Source organism: Micromonospora sp. IBHARD004 (genome assembly GCF_052814115.1).
In genome coordinates this window covers 4,676,845-4,693,366 of the sequence record NZ_CP199934.1, presented here as the reverse complement: position 1 = coordinate 4,693,366, position 16,522 = coordinate 4,676,845, and the positions used below count along the sequence as shown (strand labels likewise).

The window sequence follows — 16,522 nt, the reverse complement described above, 5'->3', positions numbered from 1 at the left end:
CGCCGATCGCCGTCGAAACCCACGAGGAGAGCCCGTGCGCCTGTCTGACCTGCGCGGACGTACCGTCGCCGTCTGGGGCGCCGGCCGGGAGGGCCGGGCGGCGGTGACCGCGATCGCCGCGCACGGCCCCGCCGGCCTGGTCGTCGTGGACGACAGCGCCAACTTCCTCACGCTGCCCTGGGAGGGGCCGCTCGCCGAGGCCGCGCCCCTGGTCACCGGCGAGGAGGGCTTCGACCGGCTGGCCGCCGCCGACGTGGTGGTCCGCTCGCCGGGGGTGCCGAACACCCACCCGTGGATGGTCGAGCTGCGCCGCCGCAACGTGCCCGTCACCCAGGGCAGCGCGCTGTGGATGGCCGACCACGCCGACCGCACGGTCGGGGTGACCGGGAGCAAGGGCAAGAGCACCACGTCGAGCCTGATCAGCCACCTGCTGACCGCGATGGACCGGCCCAACGTCTTCGGCGGCAACATCGGCGTGCCGCTGCTCGACCTGCCCGAGGCCGAGCTGTACGTGCTGGAGCTCTCCAGCTACCAGTGCGCCGACCTGACCGATTCGCCCCGGGTGGCCGTGGTCACCGCCCTCTTCCCCGAGCACCTGGACGCGCACGGCGGCGAGCGGGAGTACTACCAGGACAAGCTCAACCTGCTCGCGCACGGCCCGCGGACGGTCGTGGTCAACGGCGCCGACCCTCGGCTCGCCCTGGAGCTGGGCGACCGCGCGGCCGTCCGCGCCGGCTCGTCGGACGCCACCTACGTCGTCAACGGCCCGGACGGCACGCCCTGGTTCCACCTGCGGGACCAGCCGCTCTTCCCGCGGGCGGTGCTGCCCCTGGTCGGCCGGCACAACGAGGGCAACCTCTGCGTGGCGCTCGCCGTGCTCGACGCGCTCGGCGTCGACGTGGTCGCCCGGAAGGACTCCCTCGCGCTCGCGGTCGCCGAGTTCCAGGGGCTCGCCCACCGGCTCACCGAGATCCCGGACCCGTCCGGTCTCACCTTCGTCGACGACACCCTCGCCACCAGCCCGTACGCGGCGATGCACGCGATCGACGCGTACGAGGGACGGCCGCTCACTGTGATCGTCGGCGGCACCGACCGGGGGCTGGACTACACGCCGCTGCGGGACCACCTGGCCGAGCGGGAGATCACCGTGATCGGCATCCCGGACAGCGGGCCCCGGATCGTGGCGGCGCTCGCCGGGCTGCCGGCGGTGCGCACCGAACTCGCCGACGACCTGGTCGCCGCGGTGGGGCTGTCCCGCAAGCTCACCCCGGCCGGCGGAGTGGTGCTGCTCTCCCCGGCGGCCCCGAGCTACGGCCGGTTCCGCAACTTCGAGCACCGCTCCGAAGTCTTCGCCCAGGCGGTCGCCGACACCGCCCGCTGAGCCGCGACCGACGTGGTCGACCTGGCGGGACAGGCCTACGACCGGTTGATCGTCGAGGTGGACCGGCCGGCGGAGGTGTCGCGGGCGATCGCCCGCGCCCGGTTCCGCTGAGCCGGACGAGTCAGGCCGGCGTCAGCGCGGCGTTCAGGGCGCGCAGGGACCGGATCGCCGAGCGGATCTCCTGGAGGTAGCGCCCGGGGGTGAGGGTGGGTTCCGGCACCCGGGCCAGCCCGGTCAGCGCCCGGTCGACGCCGACCGTGTCGATCCGGCAGCCGTACGGCACGGTCAGGGTGCGCAACGCGTCGCAGTGCTGGAACGGCACGTAGATCGGCGCGGTCACCATCAGCACCGGGTCGCCGGCGCGCAGCTGGACGTGCTCGGCCCAGAACCGCTGGGTGTCGGCGGTGTGCGCCCGCCGCCGCTCCGGCTCGGTGGACGGCGCGGCGAGCACCCGTACCGGCGGCGACCCGGCCGGGCGGTAGGTCCGCGAGGACCAGGAGTGGTGCGGGTGGGCGGCGTCGTGGCCGTCCTCCTCGGCCGGCGCGGCGAGCCCGAACGCGGCCCGGACCCCGGCGTCGAGCGCGTCTACCTCGGTGACGCAGCCGGTCACCCCGGCGTCGGCCAGGACCTGCCGCTCGGGCCCGGTCAGCGGCCGGAAGCTGCCGAGCACGGCCACCTCCCCGGTCACCGCCGGGCCGGTGCGCAGCAGGTGGGCGGCGTACGCGACCCGCCGCAGGCAGGCGTGGGCCAACCCGCCGAGCACCACCAGGTGGGCGTACCGGGGCAGGGGTGGGGGCAGCGCCCGGACCAGGCCGAGCGCGGTGGCCGAGTCCAGGATCAGGCCCACCGTGCCGAGGTCGAAGGCGGGTTCGCGGGCGTCGGGGCGTTCCCGGCCGTCCCGGAAGTCCCAGTGCCGGGCCGAGAAGTCGTCCAGCCCGGCCAGCACCGCGGTCAGGTCCCCGGCCGGCCAGTCGCCGCCGAAGCGCCCGACCAGGTCCCGCAGCGGGGGCGACTCCACCCAGGTCCGTACGCCGGCCGCCAGCTCCGCGCCGGTGGTCCCGGCCGGCAGCGCCACCTCCACTGTCCGCACCGGCCGGATGCTACCGGCGCCGCGCGGTCACGTCGGTCCACCGCCCCACCGCTGCGGAATGAGTGGTTGACCAGCGCAATGACGGACGGAAAGGTGAGTGACGATCACGCCGCGCCCCGGAAACCGCAGCACCCCCGGTTGACGCGCTGTCAGGCGCGCACCGTCGCTGCGCTACACAGTGACAGTTGTCCCTGCCGCCGCCCGGTGAAAGCGTGCGAGGACGCCAATCGCCTGAAGGGTGCCACGATGACCTCCGACGACCTGCTGGCCCGGCACCGGGCCGTGCTCCCGTCCTGGATGCCGCTCTACTATGACGAGCCGATCGAGCTGGTCGACGGCTCCGGTCGCCGGGTGACCGACGCGCAGGGGCGCAGCTACCTGGACTTCTTCGGCGGGGTGCTGACCAACATGGTCGGTTACGACATCCCGGAGATCCGGGAGGCGGTGCAGCGGCAGCTCGCCACCGGCATCGTGCACAGCTCGACGCTCTACCTGATCCGTCAGCAGGTCGAGCTGGCCGAGAAGATCGCCCGGGTCTCCGGCATCCCCGACGCCCGGGTCTTCTTCACCAACTCGGGCACCGAGGCCAACGAGGCGGCGCTGCTGGTCGCCACCAACTACCGCCGCTCGCACCAGATCCTGGCCGTGCGCAACAGCTACCACGGCCGGTCGTACGCGGCGATGGGCGTAACCGGCAACCGGAGCTGGTCGGCCAGCGCGCTCAACCCGCTCCAGGTGGCCTGGCTGCACTCCGGCGAGCGGGTCCGCGGCCTGCTCGCCCGGCTCGGCTCCGACGAGCAGGTCGACGCGGCGGTGGAGGACCTGCGCGAGGTGCTGGCCACCCAGACCGCCGGGGACGTGGCCTGCCTGATCGCCGAGCCGATCCAGGGCGTCGGCGGCTTCGTGCACGCCCCGGACGGGCTCTTCGCCGCGTGGAAGAAGGTGCTCGACGAGTCGGGCATCCTGTTCATCTCCGACGAGGTGCAGACCGGCTGGGGCCGGACCGGGGAGCACTTCTGGGGCTACCAGGCGCACGGCGTCACCCCGGACCTGCTCACCTTCGCCAAGGGCATCGGCAACGGGTTCGCCCTGGCCGGCGTGGTCGGCCGGGCCGACGTGCTGGAGGCGGTGCCGGCGATCAGCTTCTCCACCTTCGGCGGTAACCCGATCTCCACCGCCGCCGGCAACGCGGTCCTCGACTACCTGCTCGACCACGATCTTCAGGCCAACGCGGCCCGCGTCGGCGCGATCCTCGCCGACGGCCTGCGGTCCGCGGTGGGCGGCCTCGACTGCGTCGCCGAGGTACGCGGCAAGGGGCTGATGCTCGGCGTCGAGTTCGTCCGCCCGGGCACCACCGAGCCGGACCCGGCGATGACGGTCCGGGTCTTCGAGGCGTGCAAGGCCGGCGGGCTGCTCGCGGGCAAGGGTGGCCTCTACGGCAACGTGCTGCGGATGGGCCCGCCGCTGACGCTGACCGAGGAGGAGGCTCGCGAGGGCCTGGCCATCCTGGTCGACGCGATCCGCTCCTCGGCGGAGGTGACTCAGTGAGCGCGAGGAGTGAGCCGGGTCTGCGAGCCCCGCAGTCGCGAACGGAAGGTGACTCAGTGAGCGCGAGGAGTGAGCCGGGTCTGCGAGCCCCGCAGTCGCGAACGGAAGGTGACTCAGTGAGCGCGAGGAGTGAGCCGGGTCTGCGAGCCCCGCAGTCGCGAACGGAAGGTGACTCAGTGACCATCGGGCACTTCATCGACGGCAAGCGGGTGAACGGCAGCTCCGAGCGGCGGGCCGACGTCTTCGACCCGGCCACCGGCCGGCGTACCGGTCGGGTGGAGCTGGCCTGCGCCGCGGACGTCGCGCGGGTGGTGGAGGCCGCCGAGCGGGCCGCGCGGGCCTGGCGGGACACCTCCCTGGCCAAGCGGACGGCCGTGCTCTTCGCCTTCCGTGAGCTGGTCAACGCCCGGCGTGACCGGCTCGCCGAGGTGGTCACCGCCGAGCACGGCAAGGTGCTCGCGGACGCCGCCGGCGAGGTGCAGCGCGGCCTGGAGGTGATCGAGTACGCCTGCGGCATCCCCTCGGCGCTGCGCGGCGGCTTCAGCGAGAACGTCTCCACCGAGGTGGACTCGTACAGCCTGCGCCAGCCGCTCGGGGTGGTCGCGGTGATCTCGCCGTTCAACTTCCCGGTGATGGTGCCGCTGTGGTTCGTGCCGGTGGCGGTCGCCTGCGGCAACGCGGTGGTGCTCAAGCCGAGCGAGAAGGACCCGAGCGCGGCGCTGCTGCTGGCCGAGTGGTTCGCCGAGGCGGGCCTGCCCGACGGCGTGCTGAACGTGGTCAACGGCGACAAGGAGGCGGTCGACGCGCTGCTCGACCACCCCGGCGTGAAGGCGGTCTCGTTCGTCGGCTCCACCCCGGTCGCCCGGTACGTGCACCAGCGCGGTTCGCTGGCCGGCAAGCGGGTGCAGGCGCTCGGCGGCGCGAAGAACCACATGGTGGTGCTTCCCGACGCCGACCTGGACCTGGCCGCCGACGCGGCGGTCAGCGCCGGCTTCGGCTCGGCGGGGGAGCGGTGCATGGCGATCTCCGCCCTGGTCGCGGTGGAGCCGGTCGCCGACGCGCTGGTCGCGAAGATCGCCGAGCGGATGGCCGGCCTGCGCACCGGGGACGGCCGGCGCGGCTGCGACATGGGCCCGCTGGTCACCGCCGCGCACGCGGCGAAGGTCCGCTCCTACGTGGAGTCCGGGATCGCGGCCGGCGCGGTGCCGGTGGTCGACGGCCGGGACGTCACCCCGGACGGCGAGGCGGGCGGGTTCTGGCTGGGCCCGACCCTCTTCGACCACGTCACCCCGCAGATGTCGATCTACACCGACGAGATCTTCGGCCCGGTGCTCAGCGTCGTCCGGGTCGGCTCGTACGACGAGGCGGTCGACCTGGTCAACGCCAACCCGTACGGCAACGGCACGGCGATCTTCACCAACGACGGTGGCGCCGCGCGGCGCTACCAGCACGAGGTGGAGGTGGGCATGGTCGGGATCAACGTGCCGATCCCGGTGCCCATGGCGTACTACTCCTTCGGCGGTTGGAAGGCCTCGCTCTTCGGCGACCTGCACGCGCACGGCGCCGACGGGGTCGCCTTCTTCACCCGGGGCAAGGTGGTCACCAGCCGCTGGCTGGACCCGCGCCACGGCGGGGTCAACCTCGGCTTCCCCACCCAGACCTGAGCAGCCGCAGCACCCCCGCCCCGGCCAGGTACGCCACCAGCGCCGGGGCGGGCAGCCCCAGCGGCTCCGGCGCGGCCTTGCGGGTCAGGCTGTTCAGCAGCAGCCCGGCGACCACGCCCGCGTACCCGGCCACCGCGAGCACGGTCCGGACGGCCGGCGTGCGACGGGTGCCCTCGGTGCCGGGCGCGCGGGTGCCGGGCCGGGCCGGGGCGGGTCGGCGGGTGCGGGCCTCGATCGGGCCGAAGACGGCGACGAGCCCCGCCAGCACCAGGGCCAGGGCGAGCAGCCAGGGCACCCGCCACGCCCACCAGGCCGCCGAGCCGACCCGGGGGGTGGGCAGCACGCCGACGGCGTCCAGCAGTCCGACCAGCAGCACGGCGGCGGTCAGGTGCCAGAGGAAGACGGTCAGGACCACGGAGTTCGCCGCGATCACCACCTGCCACGGGCCGCTCCGGCGCAGCCAGCGGCGCGCCGGGGCCTGGAGCAGCAGGATCAGCCCGAGCTGGGCGGTGGCCACGGCGAGCAGCGCCAGGCTCGGCGGGGCGGCGTTGTCCAGCCGCTCGCCGGGCACGTTGAGCATCACCACCGGGTACGGCCCGACGATCGTCAGCAGCACCAGCGCGACCAGCCCGCCGGCCAGCAGGACCGCCCCGGCCCGGCGCGAGGTGGGCAGCCGCCGGCGGCGCGGCGTGTCCGGGGAGCGGGCGTCGTACCAGGCGAAGCCGAGCTGGTGCACGGCCAGCCAGCCGAAGAGGTAGTTCCCGGTCGCCAGGCCGGCCGGGCCGAGCAGCCGGCCCAGGTCGCCGAGCGCCACGAGGCCGACCAGCACCAGCGGCACGACCAGCCCGAAGCGACGGTGCAGCGCGTACATCGGCGGGGTCAGCGGGACGACGATCAGGTAGGCGACCAGGAACCAGAGCGGGATGGTGGCGAACCAGACCACGGTGCGGATCTCGGTGGCGTCGGCGCCGCGCAGCCGGGCGACCGCCGCGGCGATCGCCAGCACCACCAGCAGGGCGGTGGTCGGGCGGACCAGCCGGGCGCTGCGGTCGATCAGCCAACCGGTGGCCTCGCCGCCCCGGGCGCGGCGGGCGGTCAGCGAGGCGGCGTTGGCGTACCCGCCGACCAGGAAGAAGACCGGCATCACCTGGGCCACCCAGGTCAGCGGCCAGGCCCAGGGCAGGTCGCCCAGGGCGGAGTGCCCGGTGGGCCGGCCGGCCCGGTCGTACCCGATGACGGTCACACCCCAGTGACCGATCACGACCATGGTGATGGCGAGTCCCCGGAGCAGGTCGACGTAGCGCTCCCGCCCCGCCGGCGTGCGCTCGGCGAGCTGCCGCAGGCGGCGCATGAGGCCAGGCTATGCCAGCCGGCGCCGGCCGGTGGTGATAACGGTTCGGTCGTCGGGTCTTGTGGTCCGCGTCCCACTGTCGTAGAAATTCTTCAGCAAGAATATGCGAAATGAAGACAAGCAACACACGACACCCCCGTGCCCTCGACGCCACGGCCGCCATCCCCCAGTCCGGCGGCCCGCCCGTACTCGAACCGAGGAGATGTGATGAACAGGCGTGACATCCTGCGGCGCTCCGCCGCTGCCGGCCTGCTGGCCACCCCCGCCGCCGGCCTGCTCGCCGGCTGTGCCACCTCCGGCGGCGACGACGACAAGGGCGACTCCGGCAGCTACAAGGGGACCAAGAGCGAGCAGAACCCGCTCGGGGTCAAGGAGGACGCCCCGCTCGAGGTGGTGATCTTCAACGGCGGCTTCGGCGAGGAGTACGCCAAGAGCCACGAGGCCATGTACAAGGAGAAGTACCCCAAGGCCGAGATCAAGCACTCCGCGACGCAGGAGATCAACAAGACCCTCCAGCCGCGCTTCGTCGACGGCACCCCGCCCGACGTGGTGAACAACTCCGGCGCGGGCCAGATCGACCCCAACGGCCTGGTCTCCCAGAACGCCCTCGCCGACCTGGGCGAGCTGCTCGCCGCCCCGAGCCTCGACATCCCGGGCAAGACCATCAAGGACACCCTGCTGCCCGGCGCCGTCGACGTCGGCTCGTACGACGGCAAGTTCCTGGTGATGAACTACACCTACACCGTCTACGGCATCTGGCACTCCACCAAGCTCTTCACCGAGCGCAACTGGCAGTACGCGAAGACCTGGGACGAGCACATCGCGCTCTGCAAGCAGATCAAGGCCGCCGGCATCGCCCCCTGGACGTACGCCGGCATCCACCCGCGCTACATGAGCTGGCCGCTGATCTCCACCGCGATCAAACTCGGCGGCCCCTCGGTCGCCCTGGCGATCGACAACCTGGAGCCGAACGCCTGGAAGTCCGACGCGATGAAGACCGCGGCCGACGCCTGGTACCAGATCGTCAAGGACAAGTACATCCTGGAGGGCTCGCCCGGCCTCGACCACAAGCAGTCGCAGACCGCGTGGTGCCAGGGCAAGGCCGCCTTCATCTCCTGCGGCTCCTGGCTGGAGAGCGAGCAGAAGGACGTCACCCCGGCCGGGTTCAACATGACCGTCGCCCCGACGCCGAGCCTGGGCAGCGGCGACAAGCTGCCCTTCGAGGCGATCCGCGGCACCGCCGGCGAGCCGTTCATCGTGCCGGCGAAGGCGAAGAACGTGGCCGGCGGCCTGGAGTACTTCCGGACCATGCTCTCCAAGAAGGGCGCCCAGGACTTCACGAAGAAGGTCGCCAGCCTCACCGTGGTGGCCGGCACCACCGAGGGCGTCGAATTGCCGTTCGGGCTGACCAGCGTGGTCAAGGCGCTGGAGGCGTCCGGGTCCAACGGCTTCAACTGGGTCTACAACAACTACTACCGCAAGCTGGAGCGCAACCTCGTCGACGCCGCCTGCGGCGAGTTCTTCAGCGGCCGGTCCACCCCGGCGGAGTTCCTCGACCAGTGTCAGAAGGGCGCCGACTCGATCGCCCAGGACAGCTCGATCAAGAAGTACAAGCGGGCCGCGTGACGTCCCCGGTGGGGGCGGGGCGTCCCGCCCCCACCGACCGAAACCAGGGAGGGTCGCCCCGGTGCGACATGGCAGATACCCGCTGATCGTCAGCTTCCTGCTGCCGCCGCTGGTGCTGTACGGCATCTTCGTGCTCTCGCCGTACCTCCAGGCCTTTCAGATCTCGACCACCGACTGGCTGGGGTACTCCGCGCAGGCCGACCCGGTCGGCCTGGCCAACTTCCGCACCCTGCTGCACGACGGTTACGTCTGGAATGCGTTGAAGAACAACGCGTTCCTGCTCGCCCTGGTGCCGGTGCTGACCATCGCGCTCGGCCTCTTCTTCGCCACCATGCTCACCATGGGCGGCCGCAAGGGCAGGGCCGGGGTTTCCGGGGTCCGCGGCACCTCGGTCTACCGGCTGGTCTACTTCTTCCCGCAGGTGCTCTCGGTGGTGATCATCGCGCTGCTCTGGAAGGAGATCTACCACCCCAACAGCGGCCTGCTCAACGGCGCGCTGCGGGCGGTGGGCCTGCCCGCCCCGACCTGGCTGGGCGACCCCCGGTTCGCCTTCTGGTGCGTGCTGGCGGTGATGGTCTGGAGCAACGTCGGCTTCTACGTGGTGCTCTTCGGCGCGGCCATGCAGGCCATCCCGCGCGACATCTACGAGGCGGTGCTGCTCGACGGCGCATCCCGGGCGGTGATGCTGCGGAAGATCACCATCCCGCTGCTCTGGGACACCGTGCAGGTGGCCTGGATCTACCTGGCCATCGCCGCGCTGGACGGCTTCATCCTGGTGCAGCTGATGACCAACGGCGGCCCGAACTTCTCCTCCGACGTGATCGGCAACCGGATGTACGACACCGCCTTCGGCAGCGAGACCAAGTTCGGGTACGCCTCGGCGATCGGCGTGGTGATGTTCTTCCTGACCCTCTCGGTGGCGGTGCTGGCGCTGCGGGCCGCCCGGCGCGATCGGATCGAGTACTCTTGACATATTCCGCCCTATTTCGAGGCGGACGCCGCGATCGCTCGTCGGGCTTCCTGCTTCGTCGGGCCGTGCCGTCGCCGCGCACGCGGTTCCGGTCTTACCGGTCCTCCACAGGCGTTTTGTCTCTCCGCCAGCCCAGCGGCGAGAATATTCTTAGCAGCATTGACGTCCCGGTCGTGCGTTGCCCCACAATGGCAGTTCCAAGAACGGATGTTCAACGGCATCCGCTCGGCGTAATGGCCGCAGGAGGAGCATCGCTTGGAGGACGGGAACCATCGGCTGACTACGATGACGCTGCGGCCGTACCACTGGGCCTTGTATTCCAGCATCGAGCGCAGTTCCGACCACCCAGCATCGGAGATTGCCCTTGCCAGGCTGTGATTTTGAAGCATGTTCTTGACGCTGAGGTCCTCGATTACGACCGTTTGGTTCTCGCGGACGAGTCGGGTGGTCAGCTTATGAAGCTCGTCGCGACGTCGGTCGGCGATCCGCGCATGGATCTTGGCGACATGGAGCCTGGCTTTCTCGCGGTTGGCGGATCCTTTCTCTTTACGGCACAGGCTTCGCTGGGCCTTTCGCAGTCGCCTCCGCTCGGGGGCCGCATGTCTCGGGTTGGCAACCTTCTCTCCAGTGGAGAGGGTGACCAGCGCACTCAGGCCCACGTCCACGCCGACGACGCGGTCAGTGGCTGGCAGTGGTCTCACCGATCGATCCTCGACGCGAAGCGAGACGAACCAGCGGCCTGCGGCGTCGCGACTTACGGTAACCGTAGACGGGTCAGAACCCGGAGGCAGCGGACGCGACCAGGCAATCCGCAGCGGACGGCGCATCTTTGCCAAGGTGAGCTGCCCATCCCGCCATGTGAAAGCGGAGCGCGTGAACTCAGCCGAAGCGCGGGAACGCCGCCTGGTTTTGAAGCGAGGGTATCCAGACCGCTTAGCAAAGAAGGAATCAAAAGCTGTCTGCAGGTGACGGCCCGCTTGCTGGAGCGGAACGGACGAAACCTCGTTCGAGTCCACTGTGACATTTCTGAGGGGAGGGAGCGGCGTGACTGCTAACCCGGACCAGACCTCGCCGTCCCGCACGGCGGACCCTGCGACCGCCGTCGGCGCCACAGCCGTTGAGAAGGCTGGCGGTCAGCCCATACCTCGGCATGCCGACCGGCCGCTGCGGCGGGAACTGGGCGTGGCGAACGCCTTCTCGCACACGTTCCTGCTGCTCTGGGCGGCGATGACCGTGCTGCCGCTGGCCTGGATGTTCGTCAGCTCGCTCAAGAGCAACAATGAGATCCTGGCCGACCCGTGGGGGCTCCCGGGCGAGCTGCGCCTGGACAACTGGGCCCGGGCCTGGACGAAGGCGCACATCGGGCAGTACTTCCTGAACAGCGCGGTGGTGGTGGCCGGCTCGCTGACCCTGACCATGCTGCTCGGCGCGGCGGCGGCGTACGTCTTCGCCCGGTACGAGTTCCGCGGCCGCCAGGTGGTCTACTACCTGTTCGTCGGCGGGATGATGTTCCCGGTCTTCCTGGCCCTGGTGCCGCTCTTCTTCGTGGTCCGCAACGCCGGGCTCTTCGGCACCTGGACCGGCCTGATCCTGGTCTACGCGGCGTACTCGCTGCCGTTCACCGTCTTCTTCCTGACCGCGTTCTTCCGGACCCTGCCGACCTCGGTGGCGGAGGCCGCGCTGATCGACGGCTGCGGTCACTTCCGGCTCTTCTTCCGGGTGATGCTGCCGATGGCGCGACCGGGACTGATCAGTGTCGGCATCTTCAATTTCCTCAGCCACTGGAACCAGTTCCTGCTGCCGCAGGTGTTGATGCAGGGCGACGAGTCGAGGTGGATGCTCGCCCAGGGGTTGAACGCGCTCGCCGTCAACCAGGGCTACGCCGGCGACTACGCACAGCTCTTCGCCGGCCTGACCATCGCGGTGCTCCCGGTGCTGGTCGTGTACGTGACGTTCCAGCGGCAGATCCAGGCGGGGCTCACCGCGGGCCAGCTCAAATGAGGTGTCGCCCGCCACAGGAAACGGGGCAGCGGAGTCTCCGGGTGCTCCTCTATGGTGGTTCGGCACATTCACCGGATTGACGGGGATCACATGTTTGAACTTGTCTACGAAATCCTGCTGATGCTCGGCGGCATCGCGATGATCGTGATCGGTCTCGCGATCCGCGAGCAGGGCACGGGCTCCCGGATCCTGAACGTCGTCGTGGGCCTCGCCTTCTTCTGCTACGGCTTCTACCTGATGTTCCTCGCTCCCGTGGGCAGCAGGTACACGATCTACTTCTACGCCTTCATCCTGCCGATCCTGCTGATCGTCCGGGCCGTGAAGGCGCGCAAGGAGGCCAGGGAGGAGGCCGCGGCCCACCAGTTCGCCGCCCAGGGCCACCCGGGCCAGCCCGCGCAGGGTTGGTCGGCGCCGCAGGGCCAGTCCGGCCCGTACGGCCACGCGCCGGAGGGGCAGCCCGGCCACCCGGCCCCGCAGGGCCAGTACGGCGCGGCCCCGCAGGCCCAGCACGGCCAAACGCCGCAGGGTCAGCCCGGCTACCCGGCGCCGCAGGGCCAGTACGGCCACCCGCAGGGCCAGCAGGGCCAGTACGGCCAGCCGCAGGGCCAGCAGGGCTATCCGGCCAGCTGAACGCGGATCTCGGAGCAGGCCGGTCGACGGCGTCGGCCGGCCTGCCCTCGACTTGACCCGTAGGAAATCTCCTACCTATTGTGGCGGCATGACAGTGACCCATGTGCAGCTGGTCTCCGTGCCGGTGAGCGACCAGGACCGGGCCCGTGACTTCTACGTCGACACCCTCGGCTTCGACCTGGTCCGGGACAACCCGATGGGCCCCGGCGGCCGGTGGGTGCAGGTCGCCCCGAAGGGGGCGGCGACCGCGCTGACGCTGGTCACCTGGTTCCCCACCATGCCGCCGGGCTCGCTCAAGGGCCTGGTGCTGGAGACCGACGACCTCGACGGCGACGTGGCCGCGCTGCGCGCCCGGGGCGTGGCCTTCGCCGACGGCGGGATCCAGACCGCGCCCTGGGGCCGGTACGTCACCTTCGACGACCCCGACGGCAACGGCATCGTGCTCCAGGCCACCCGTGTCTGAGGGGGACGTCTTCGCCGCGCTGGCCAACCCGACCCGGCGGGAGCTGCTCCGGCTGCTGCTGGAGCGGGGCGAGCAGCCCGTGCAGCGGCTCGCCGACCACTTCGACATGCGCCGCCCCAGCCTGTCGGAGCACCTGAAGGTGCTCAAGGACGCCGGGCTGGTGGTGGAGCAGCCGCTCGGCCGGCAACGGTTCTACGCGCTGCGCCCCGAGCCGTTGCGGGAGGTCGCCGACTGGCTCGACCCGTACGAGCGGTTCTGGCGCGCCCGCCTCGCCGACCTGCGCGACGTGCTGGACGGGCTGCCCGATGACTGACCGGGCGACCATCGCCGTGGATCAGTTCCTGGCCCACCCGCCGGCCAAGGTCTGGCGAGTCTTGACCGATTCTGATCTGTTGGCCCGCTGGCTGATGCCGAACGACTTCCGCCCCGTGCCGGGTCACCGCTTCACCTTCCGCACGGAGCCGCGGCCCGGCCAGGGCTTCGACGGGGTGGTGCACTGCGAGGTGCTGGAGATCGATCCGCCGCGCCGGCTGAGCTGGGCCTGGCGCGGCGGCCGGCTGGACACCGTGGTCACCTGGACCCTCGCCCCCGAGGGGCGGGGCACCCGGCTCTTCCTCGAGCACGCCGGCTTCGACCCGGACGACCCGGTGCAGCGCCGCACGTTCACCCTGCTCGACGGCGGCTGGCGCAGCCACGTCTGGCGCCGGCTCGAGGCGGCCCTGACTGCCGTCGAGTAGCGGCTCGCCGGACGGGGTGCGCTGCGTCCTGACCCGGCGCGGGAGCGTCCGGGGCCGACCCCGCGTCGCACCCCGAGGGGGCGGCAGCCGCAGCCGGCCGCGGCGCCGGACGACCGCGGCGGTCGCCGGCAGGGCCGTCAGGCCGGCGGGACCAGCACCGCGTGCAGCGCGGTCGGATCCGACACCTCGGGCAGGTCACGGGCGGCGAGCCAGGCCGCCGCGGCGGCGCCGTCGCCCGCCGTGCGCAGCGGCGCGTCCGGCCAGCGGCGGGCCAGTTCGGCGCGGGCCGCCGCGGCGAGCGGGGTGTCGCCGGTGAGCAGCCCGCCGCCGAGCACCACCGGGTCGCTCGCCCCGGCCGGCCGGATCCGGTTCACGCTCTCGGCGAGCAGCGCGGCGGCCTCGGCGACCAGGTCGAGACCGGACGGCTCACCGTCGGCGGCGGCCGCCACCACCAGCGGGGCGAGCCCGGCCAGCTCCACCGGCGGGCGGCGGGTCACCGCCTGCACCACCGCCTCGGCGGTCGCCCGGGGGCGGGCCGCCACCTCGGCGGTGCCGGTCAGCTCGGCGAGCACGCGGGTGGCGAGGGCGCCCGGCGGGCGGGCCTGGTCCAGGTCGGCCAGCAGCCGCCGGACCGCCTCTCGGCCGAGCCAGAAGCCGGAGCCGGCGTCGCCGAGCAGCCAGCCGTGCCCGTCCGCGGTGCGGTCCAGGCGCAGGTCGCGTACCTGGGCGGCGATCGCGCCGGTCCCGGCGATCAGCACGGTGCCGTCCGGGACGGCGGTGCCCGAGGCGTACGCGACGAGGGCGTCGCCGTGCACCGCGTACGGGCAGCGCAGGCCGGCGTCGTGCCAGGCGCGGTCGAACGCCGCCCGGCCAGCCGGGTCGGCGAGCAGCCGCCCCGCGCCGGCCAGCCCGATCGCGCCGGCGCGCACCCGGGACGGGTCCACCTCGGCGAGCGCCGCGCGCAGCGCGGCCGACAGCTCGACCGCCGCCCGCTCGGCGCCGTGACTGGTCGGGTTGCCGCCGCCGGCCCGGCCGGAGCCGAGGCGTACGCCGTCGAGGCTCAGCGCGGCCGCCCGGGTGGACGTACCTCCGACGTCGAGACCGACCACGACGATGCCGGACATCCGGTGGGCCTCCCTGGGGTCGCTGCTGGCGGCCTTCATGCTGGTCGGCCCGGCTCCTCGAGGCAAGATCCGCGAGCGCGCCGCGCGCTGTGCGCCAGGTAACAGTTTGAAAACTTCGCCCACGCCCTTGACACGGAGGGCCCTTCAGTAAGAACTTTTACCACTAACAGTTAACACTCTTTTCCGAAAGGCGTCCCATGGTTGATCACGAGGTGGACACCCCCGCGTTGCACCTGCACGCGGTGGTCGACGCCGACGCGGTCGACCGGCCGAGCGCGGTGGCCGTCGCCGCGGACGGGGTGCTGGCCAGGGTCCGGGCCGGGGCGGGAGAGCTGACGGGGGCGTTGCGCCGGGTCGCTGAGCACGTGCTCAGCGATCCGGAGGCGGCGGCCCGGGCCACCATCGTGGAGCTGGCCGAGCGCAGCGGCACCTCACCGGCGACCATCACCCGGTTCTGCCGGGCGATGGGCTTCGAGGGCTACGCCGACCTGCGACTCGGCATCGCCTCGGAGACCGGCCGGGCCCGGTCGGCGGGCTGGACGGTCGACATCGGACGAGAGATCCAGCCCAGCGACCCGCTGACCCGGGTGCTGGACCAGATCATGGCCGCCGACACCCGGGCCATGCACGACACGGCCGCGCTGCTCGACCTCGCCGAGGTGGAGCGGGCCGCGGTGGCCATCGCCGGGGCGAGCCGGGTGAACATCTTCGGCGCCAGCGGCAGCGCCCTGGTCGGCGAGGAGATGCAGTTCAGCCTGCACCGCATCGGGGTGGCCGCGTGGGCCTGGAGCGACGTGCACGAGGGCCTGGCCAGCGCCGCGCTGCTGGGCGCCGGGGACGTCGCGCTCGGCATCTCGCACACCGGGCAGACCCGGGAGACCATCGAGATGCTCGCCGAGGCGGGCAGCCGGGGCGCCACCACCGTCGCGCTGACCGGCTTCCCCCGCTCGCCGCTGGCCGAGCTCGCCGACATCGTGCTGGTCACGGCCAGCCAGGCCACCACCTTCCGACCGGACGCGCTCTCCGCCCGGCATCCCCAGCTCGTCGTCCTCGACCTGCTCTACATCGCGGTGGCGCAGCGGACCCACGACCGCGCCCACGCGGCCTTCCGGCGTACCGCCCAGGCCGTCGACGGGCACAAGGCCGCGAAGGGGGCCGCCTCATGATCAGCGCACAGCGGTACGCGGACGCCGTCCGCCCGGTGCTCGACCGCCTGGTCGACACCCAGGCCGAGGCGGTCGACCGGGCGGCCGACCTGATCGCCGCCGGGCTGCGGGCCGGCGGGGTCCTCCAGGGCTTCGGCGCCGGGCACTCCGAGGCGTTCGCCGCCGAGCTGGTCGCCCGGGCCGGCGGGCTGGTCCCCACCAACCGACTCTCCCTGCACGACCTGGTGCTGCACGGCGACGCGCCCCGCGACGTGCTCGCCGACCCCAAGCTGGAACGCGACCCGGCCGTCGCGCACCAGCTCTACGCGCTCGCGGCCCCGCACCCGCGGGACGTGTTCGTGGTCGCCTCCCAGTCCGGCATCAACGGCTCGGTCGTCGAGCTGGCGACGCTGGTCAAGGAGCACGGCCATCCGCTGATCGCGGTCACCTCGGTCGAGCACACCGCTCGGGTCGCCCCGCGGCACCCGTCCGGGCACCGGCTCGCCGACCTCGCCGACGTCGTGCTGGACAACGGCGCGCCGTACGGCGACGCACTGCTGCCGCTCGAGGGCGGCGGCGCGGTCTGTGCGGTCTCCTCGGTCACCGCGGCGCTGCTGGCGCAGCTGCTGACCGCCGAGGTCGTACGACGGTTCCACCAGGTCGGGGAGGTACCCCCTATCTACCTCTCCGCCAACGTCCCCGGTGGGGACGAGCACAACCTCGCCCTCGAGTCGCGGTACGCCGGTCGCCTCCGGCGGACCGCCTGACCCGGACACCACAAGGAGAGACAGA

At 72.3% G+C, this 16,522-nt stretch carries 16 protein-coding genes; 12 read left to right on the top strand and 4 right to left on the bottom strand.

Annotated elements, in window-relative coordinates:
• Window positions 1–34 precede the first annotated feature (34 nt).
• Entirely contained in the window at window positions 35–1,381 is a 1,347-nt protein-coding gene (murD, locus tag ACTWO6_RS22860; RefSeq protein WP_446215846.1) for a UDP-N-acetylmuramoyl-L-alanine--D-glutamate ligase, read from the top strand.
• Window positions 1,382–1,502: 121 nt separating this feature from the next.
• Here murD and ACTWO6_RS22855 read toward each other — a convergent pair whose 3' ends face one another.
• Window positions 1,503–2,471 (bottom strand): hypothetical protein, encoded by a 969-nt coding sequence (locus ACTWO6_RS22855; RefSeq protein ID WP_446215845.1) that lies wholly within the window; start codon window positions 2,469–2,471, stop codon window positions 1,503–1,505.
• 246 nt (window positions 2,472–2,717) lie between these two features.
• On the opposite strand from ACTWO6_RS22855, the gene ACTWO6_RS22850 reads away from it, so the two are divergent.
• The gene (locus ACTWO6_RS22850; RefSeq protein WP_446215844.1) at window positions 2,718–4,019 is read left to right on the top strand and encodes an aspartate aminotransferase family protein; all 1,302 of its coding nucleotides are present in this window, start codon (window positions 2,718–2,720) and stop codon (window positions 4,017–4,019) included.
• 176 nt (window positions 4,020–4,195) lie between these two features.
• Window positions 4,196–5,683 (top strand): CoA-acylating methylmalonate-semialdehyde dehydrogenase, encoded by a 1,488-nt coding sequence (locus tag ACTWO6_RS22845; protein WP_446215843.1) that lies wholly within the window; start codon window positions 4,196–4,198, stop codon window positions 5,681–5,683.
• Here the strand turns inward: ACTWO6_RS22845 and ACTWO6_RS22840 are convergent.
• Complete coding sequence (locus ACTWO6_RS22840) at window positions 5,655–7,034, bottom strand: acyltransferase family protein (RefSeq protein ID WP_446215842.1); 1,380 nt, start codon at window positions 7,032–7,034, stop codon at window positions 5,655–5,657. The two genes, ACTWO6_RS22845 and ACTWO6_RS22840, sit on opposite strands and share 29 nt — an antisense overlap.
• A gap of 207 nt (window positions 7,035–7,241) precedes the next feature.
• Here ACTWO6_RS22840 and ngcE point away from each other — a divergent pair, with 207 nt between their 5' ends.
• Window positions 7,242–8,660: an N-acetylglucosamine/diacetylchitobiose ABC transporter substrate-binding protein gene (gene ngcE, locus ACTWO6_RS22835; protein ID WP_446215841.1), complete on the top strand. Its 1,419-nt coding sequence runs from the start codon at window positions 7,242–7,244 to the stop codon at window positions 8,658–8,660.
• Between the two features lie 61 nt (window positions 8,661–8,721).
• Entirely contained in the window at window positions 8,722–9,630 is a 909-nt protein-coding gene (locus tag ACTWO6_RS22830; RefSeq protein ID WP_446215840.1) for a carbohydrate ABC transporter permease, read from the top strand.
• 11 nt (window positions 9,631–9,641) lie between these two features.
• Here the strand turns inward: ACTWO6_RS22830 and ACTWO6_RS22825 are convergent, their stop codons facing one another.
• Window positions 9,642–10,646 carry an RNA-guided endonuclease InsQ/TnpB family protein gene (locus tag ACTWO6_RS22825; protein ID WP_446215839.1) on the bottom strand — a complete coding sequence of 335 codons (1,005 nt, stop codon included), beginning with the start codon at window positions 10,644–10,646 and terminating at the stop codon, window positions 9,642–9,644.
• Between the two features lie 211 nt (window positions 10,647–10,857).
• On the opposite strand from ACTWO6_RS22825, the gene ACTWO6_RS22820 reads away from it, so the two are divergent.
• From ACTWO6_RS22820 to ACTWO6_RS22800, 5 genes are all read left to right on the top strand, one after another.
• Window positions 10,858–11,631, top strand: coding sequence for a carbohydrate ABC transporter permease (locus ACTWO6_RS22820; protein ID WP_446220736.1), 774 nt, complete (start codon window positions 10,858–10,860; stop codon window positions 11,629–11,631).
• Window positions 11,632–11,721: 90 nt separating this feature from the next.
• Window positions 11,722–12,261, top strand: a complete 540-nt coding sequence (locus tag ACTWO6_RS22815) for a hypothetical protein (RefSeq protein WP_446215838.1) — start codon at window positions 11,722–11,724, stop codon at window positions 12,259–12,261.
• Between the two features lie 88 nt (window positions 12,262–12,349).
• Complete coding sequence (locus ACTWO6_RS22810) at window positions 12,350–12,724, top strand: VOC family protein (RefSeq protein WP_446215837.1); 375 nt, start codon at window positions 12,350–12,352, stop codon at window positions 12,722–12,724.
• Window positions 12,717–13,037, top strand: a complete 321-nt coding sequence (locus ACTWO6_RS22805) for an ArsR/SmtB family transcription factor (RefSeq protein WP_446215836.1) — start codon at window positions 12,717–12,719, stop codon at window positions 13,035–13,037. The genes ACTWO6_RS22810 and ACTWO6_RS22805 overlap by 8 nt, the downstream gene beginning before the upstream one ends.
• Window positions 13,030–13,461 (top strand): SRPBCC family protein, encoded by a 432-nt coding sequence (locus ACTWO6_RS22800; RefSeq protein WP_446215835.1) that lies wholly within the window; start codon window positions 13,030–13,032, stop codon window positions 13,459–13,461. Before ACTWO6_RS22805 ends, ACTWO6_RS22800 begins: the two co-directional genes overlap by 8 nt.
• Window positions 13,462–13,598: 137 nt before the next feature.
• Here the strand turns inward: ACTWO6_RS22800 and ACTWO6_RS22795 are convergent, their stop codons facing one another.
• The gene (locus tag ACTWO6_RS22795) at window positions 13,599–14,585 is read right to left on the bottom strand and encodes an N-acetylglucosamine kinase (protein ID WP_446215834.1); all 987 of its coding nucleotides are present in this window, start codon (window positions 14,583–14,585) and stop codon (window positions 13,599–13,601) included.
• A gap of 197 nt (window positions 14,586–14,782) precedes the next feature.
• Here ACTWO6_RS22795 and ACTWO6_RS22790 point away from each other — a divergent pair, with 197 nt between their 5' ends.
• Together ACTWO6_RS22790 and ACTWO6_RS22785 are read left to right on the top strand one after the other, a co-directional pair.
• Window positions 14,783–15,751, top strand: coding sequence for a MurR/RpiR family transcriptional regulator (locus ACTWO6_RS22790; RefSeq protein ID WP_446215833.1), 969 nt, complete (start codon window positions 14,783–14,785; stop codon window positions 15,749–15,751).
• Window positions 15,748–16,497 carry a sugar isomerase domain-containing protein gene (locus ACTWO6_RS22785; RefSeq protein WP_446215832.1) on the top strand — a complete coding sequence of 250 codons (750 nt, stop codon included), beginning with the start codon at window positions 15,748–15,750 and terminating at the stop codon, window positions 16,495–16,497. Before ACTWO6_RS22790 ends, ACTWO6_RS22785 begins: the two co-directional genes overlap by 4 nt.
• Window positions 16,498–16,522: the final 25 nt, after the last annotated feature.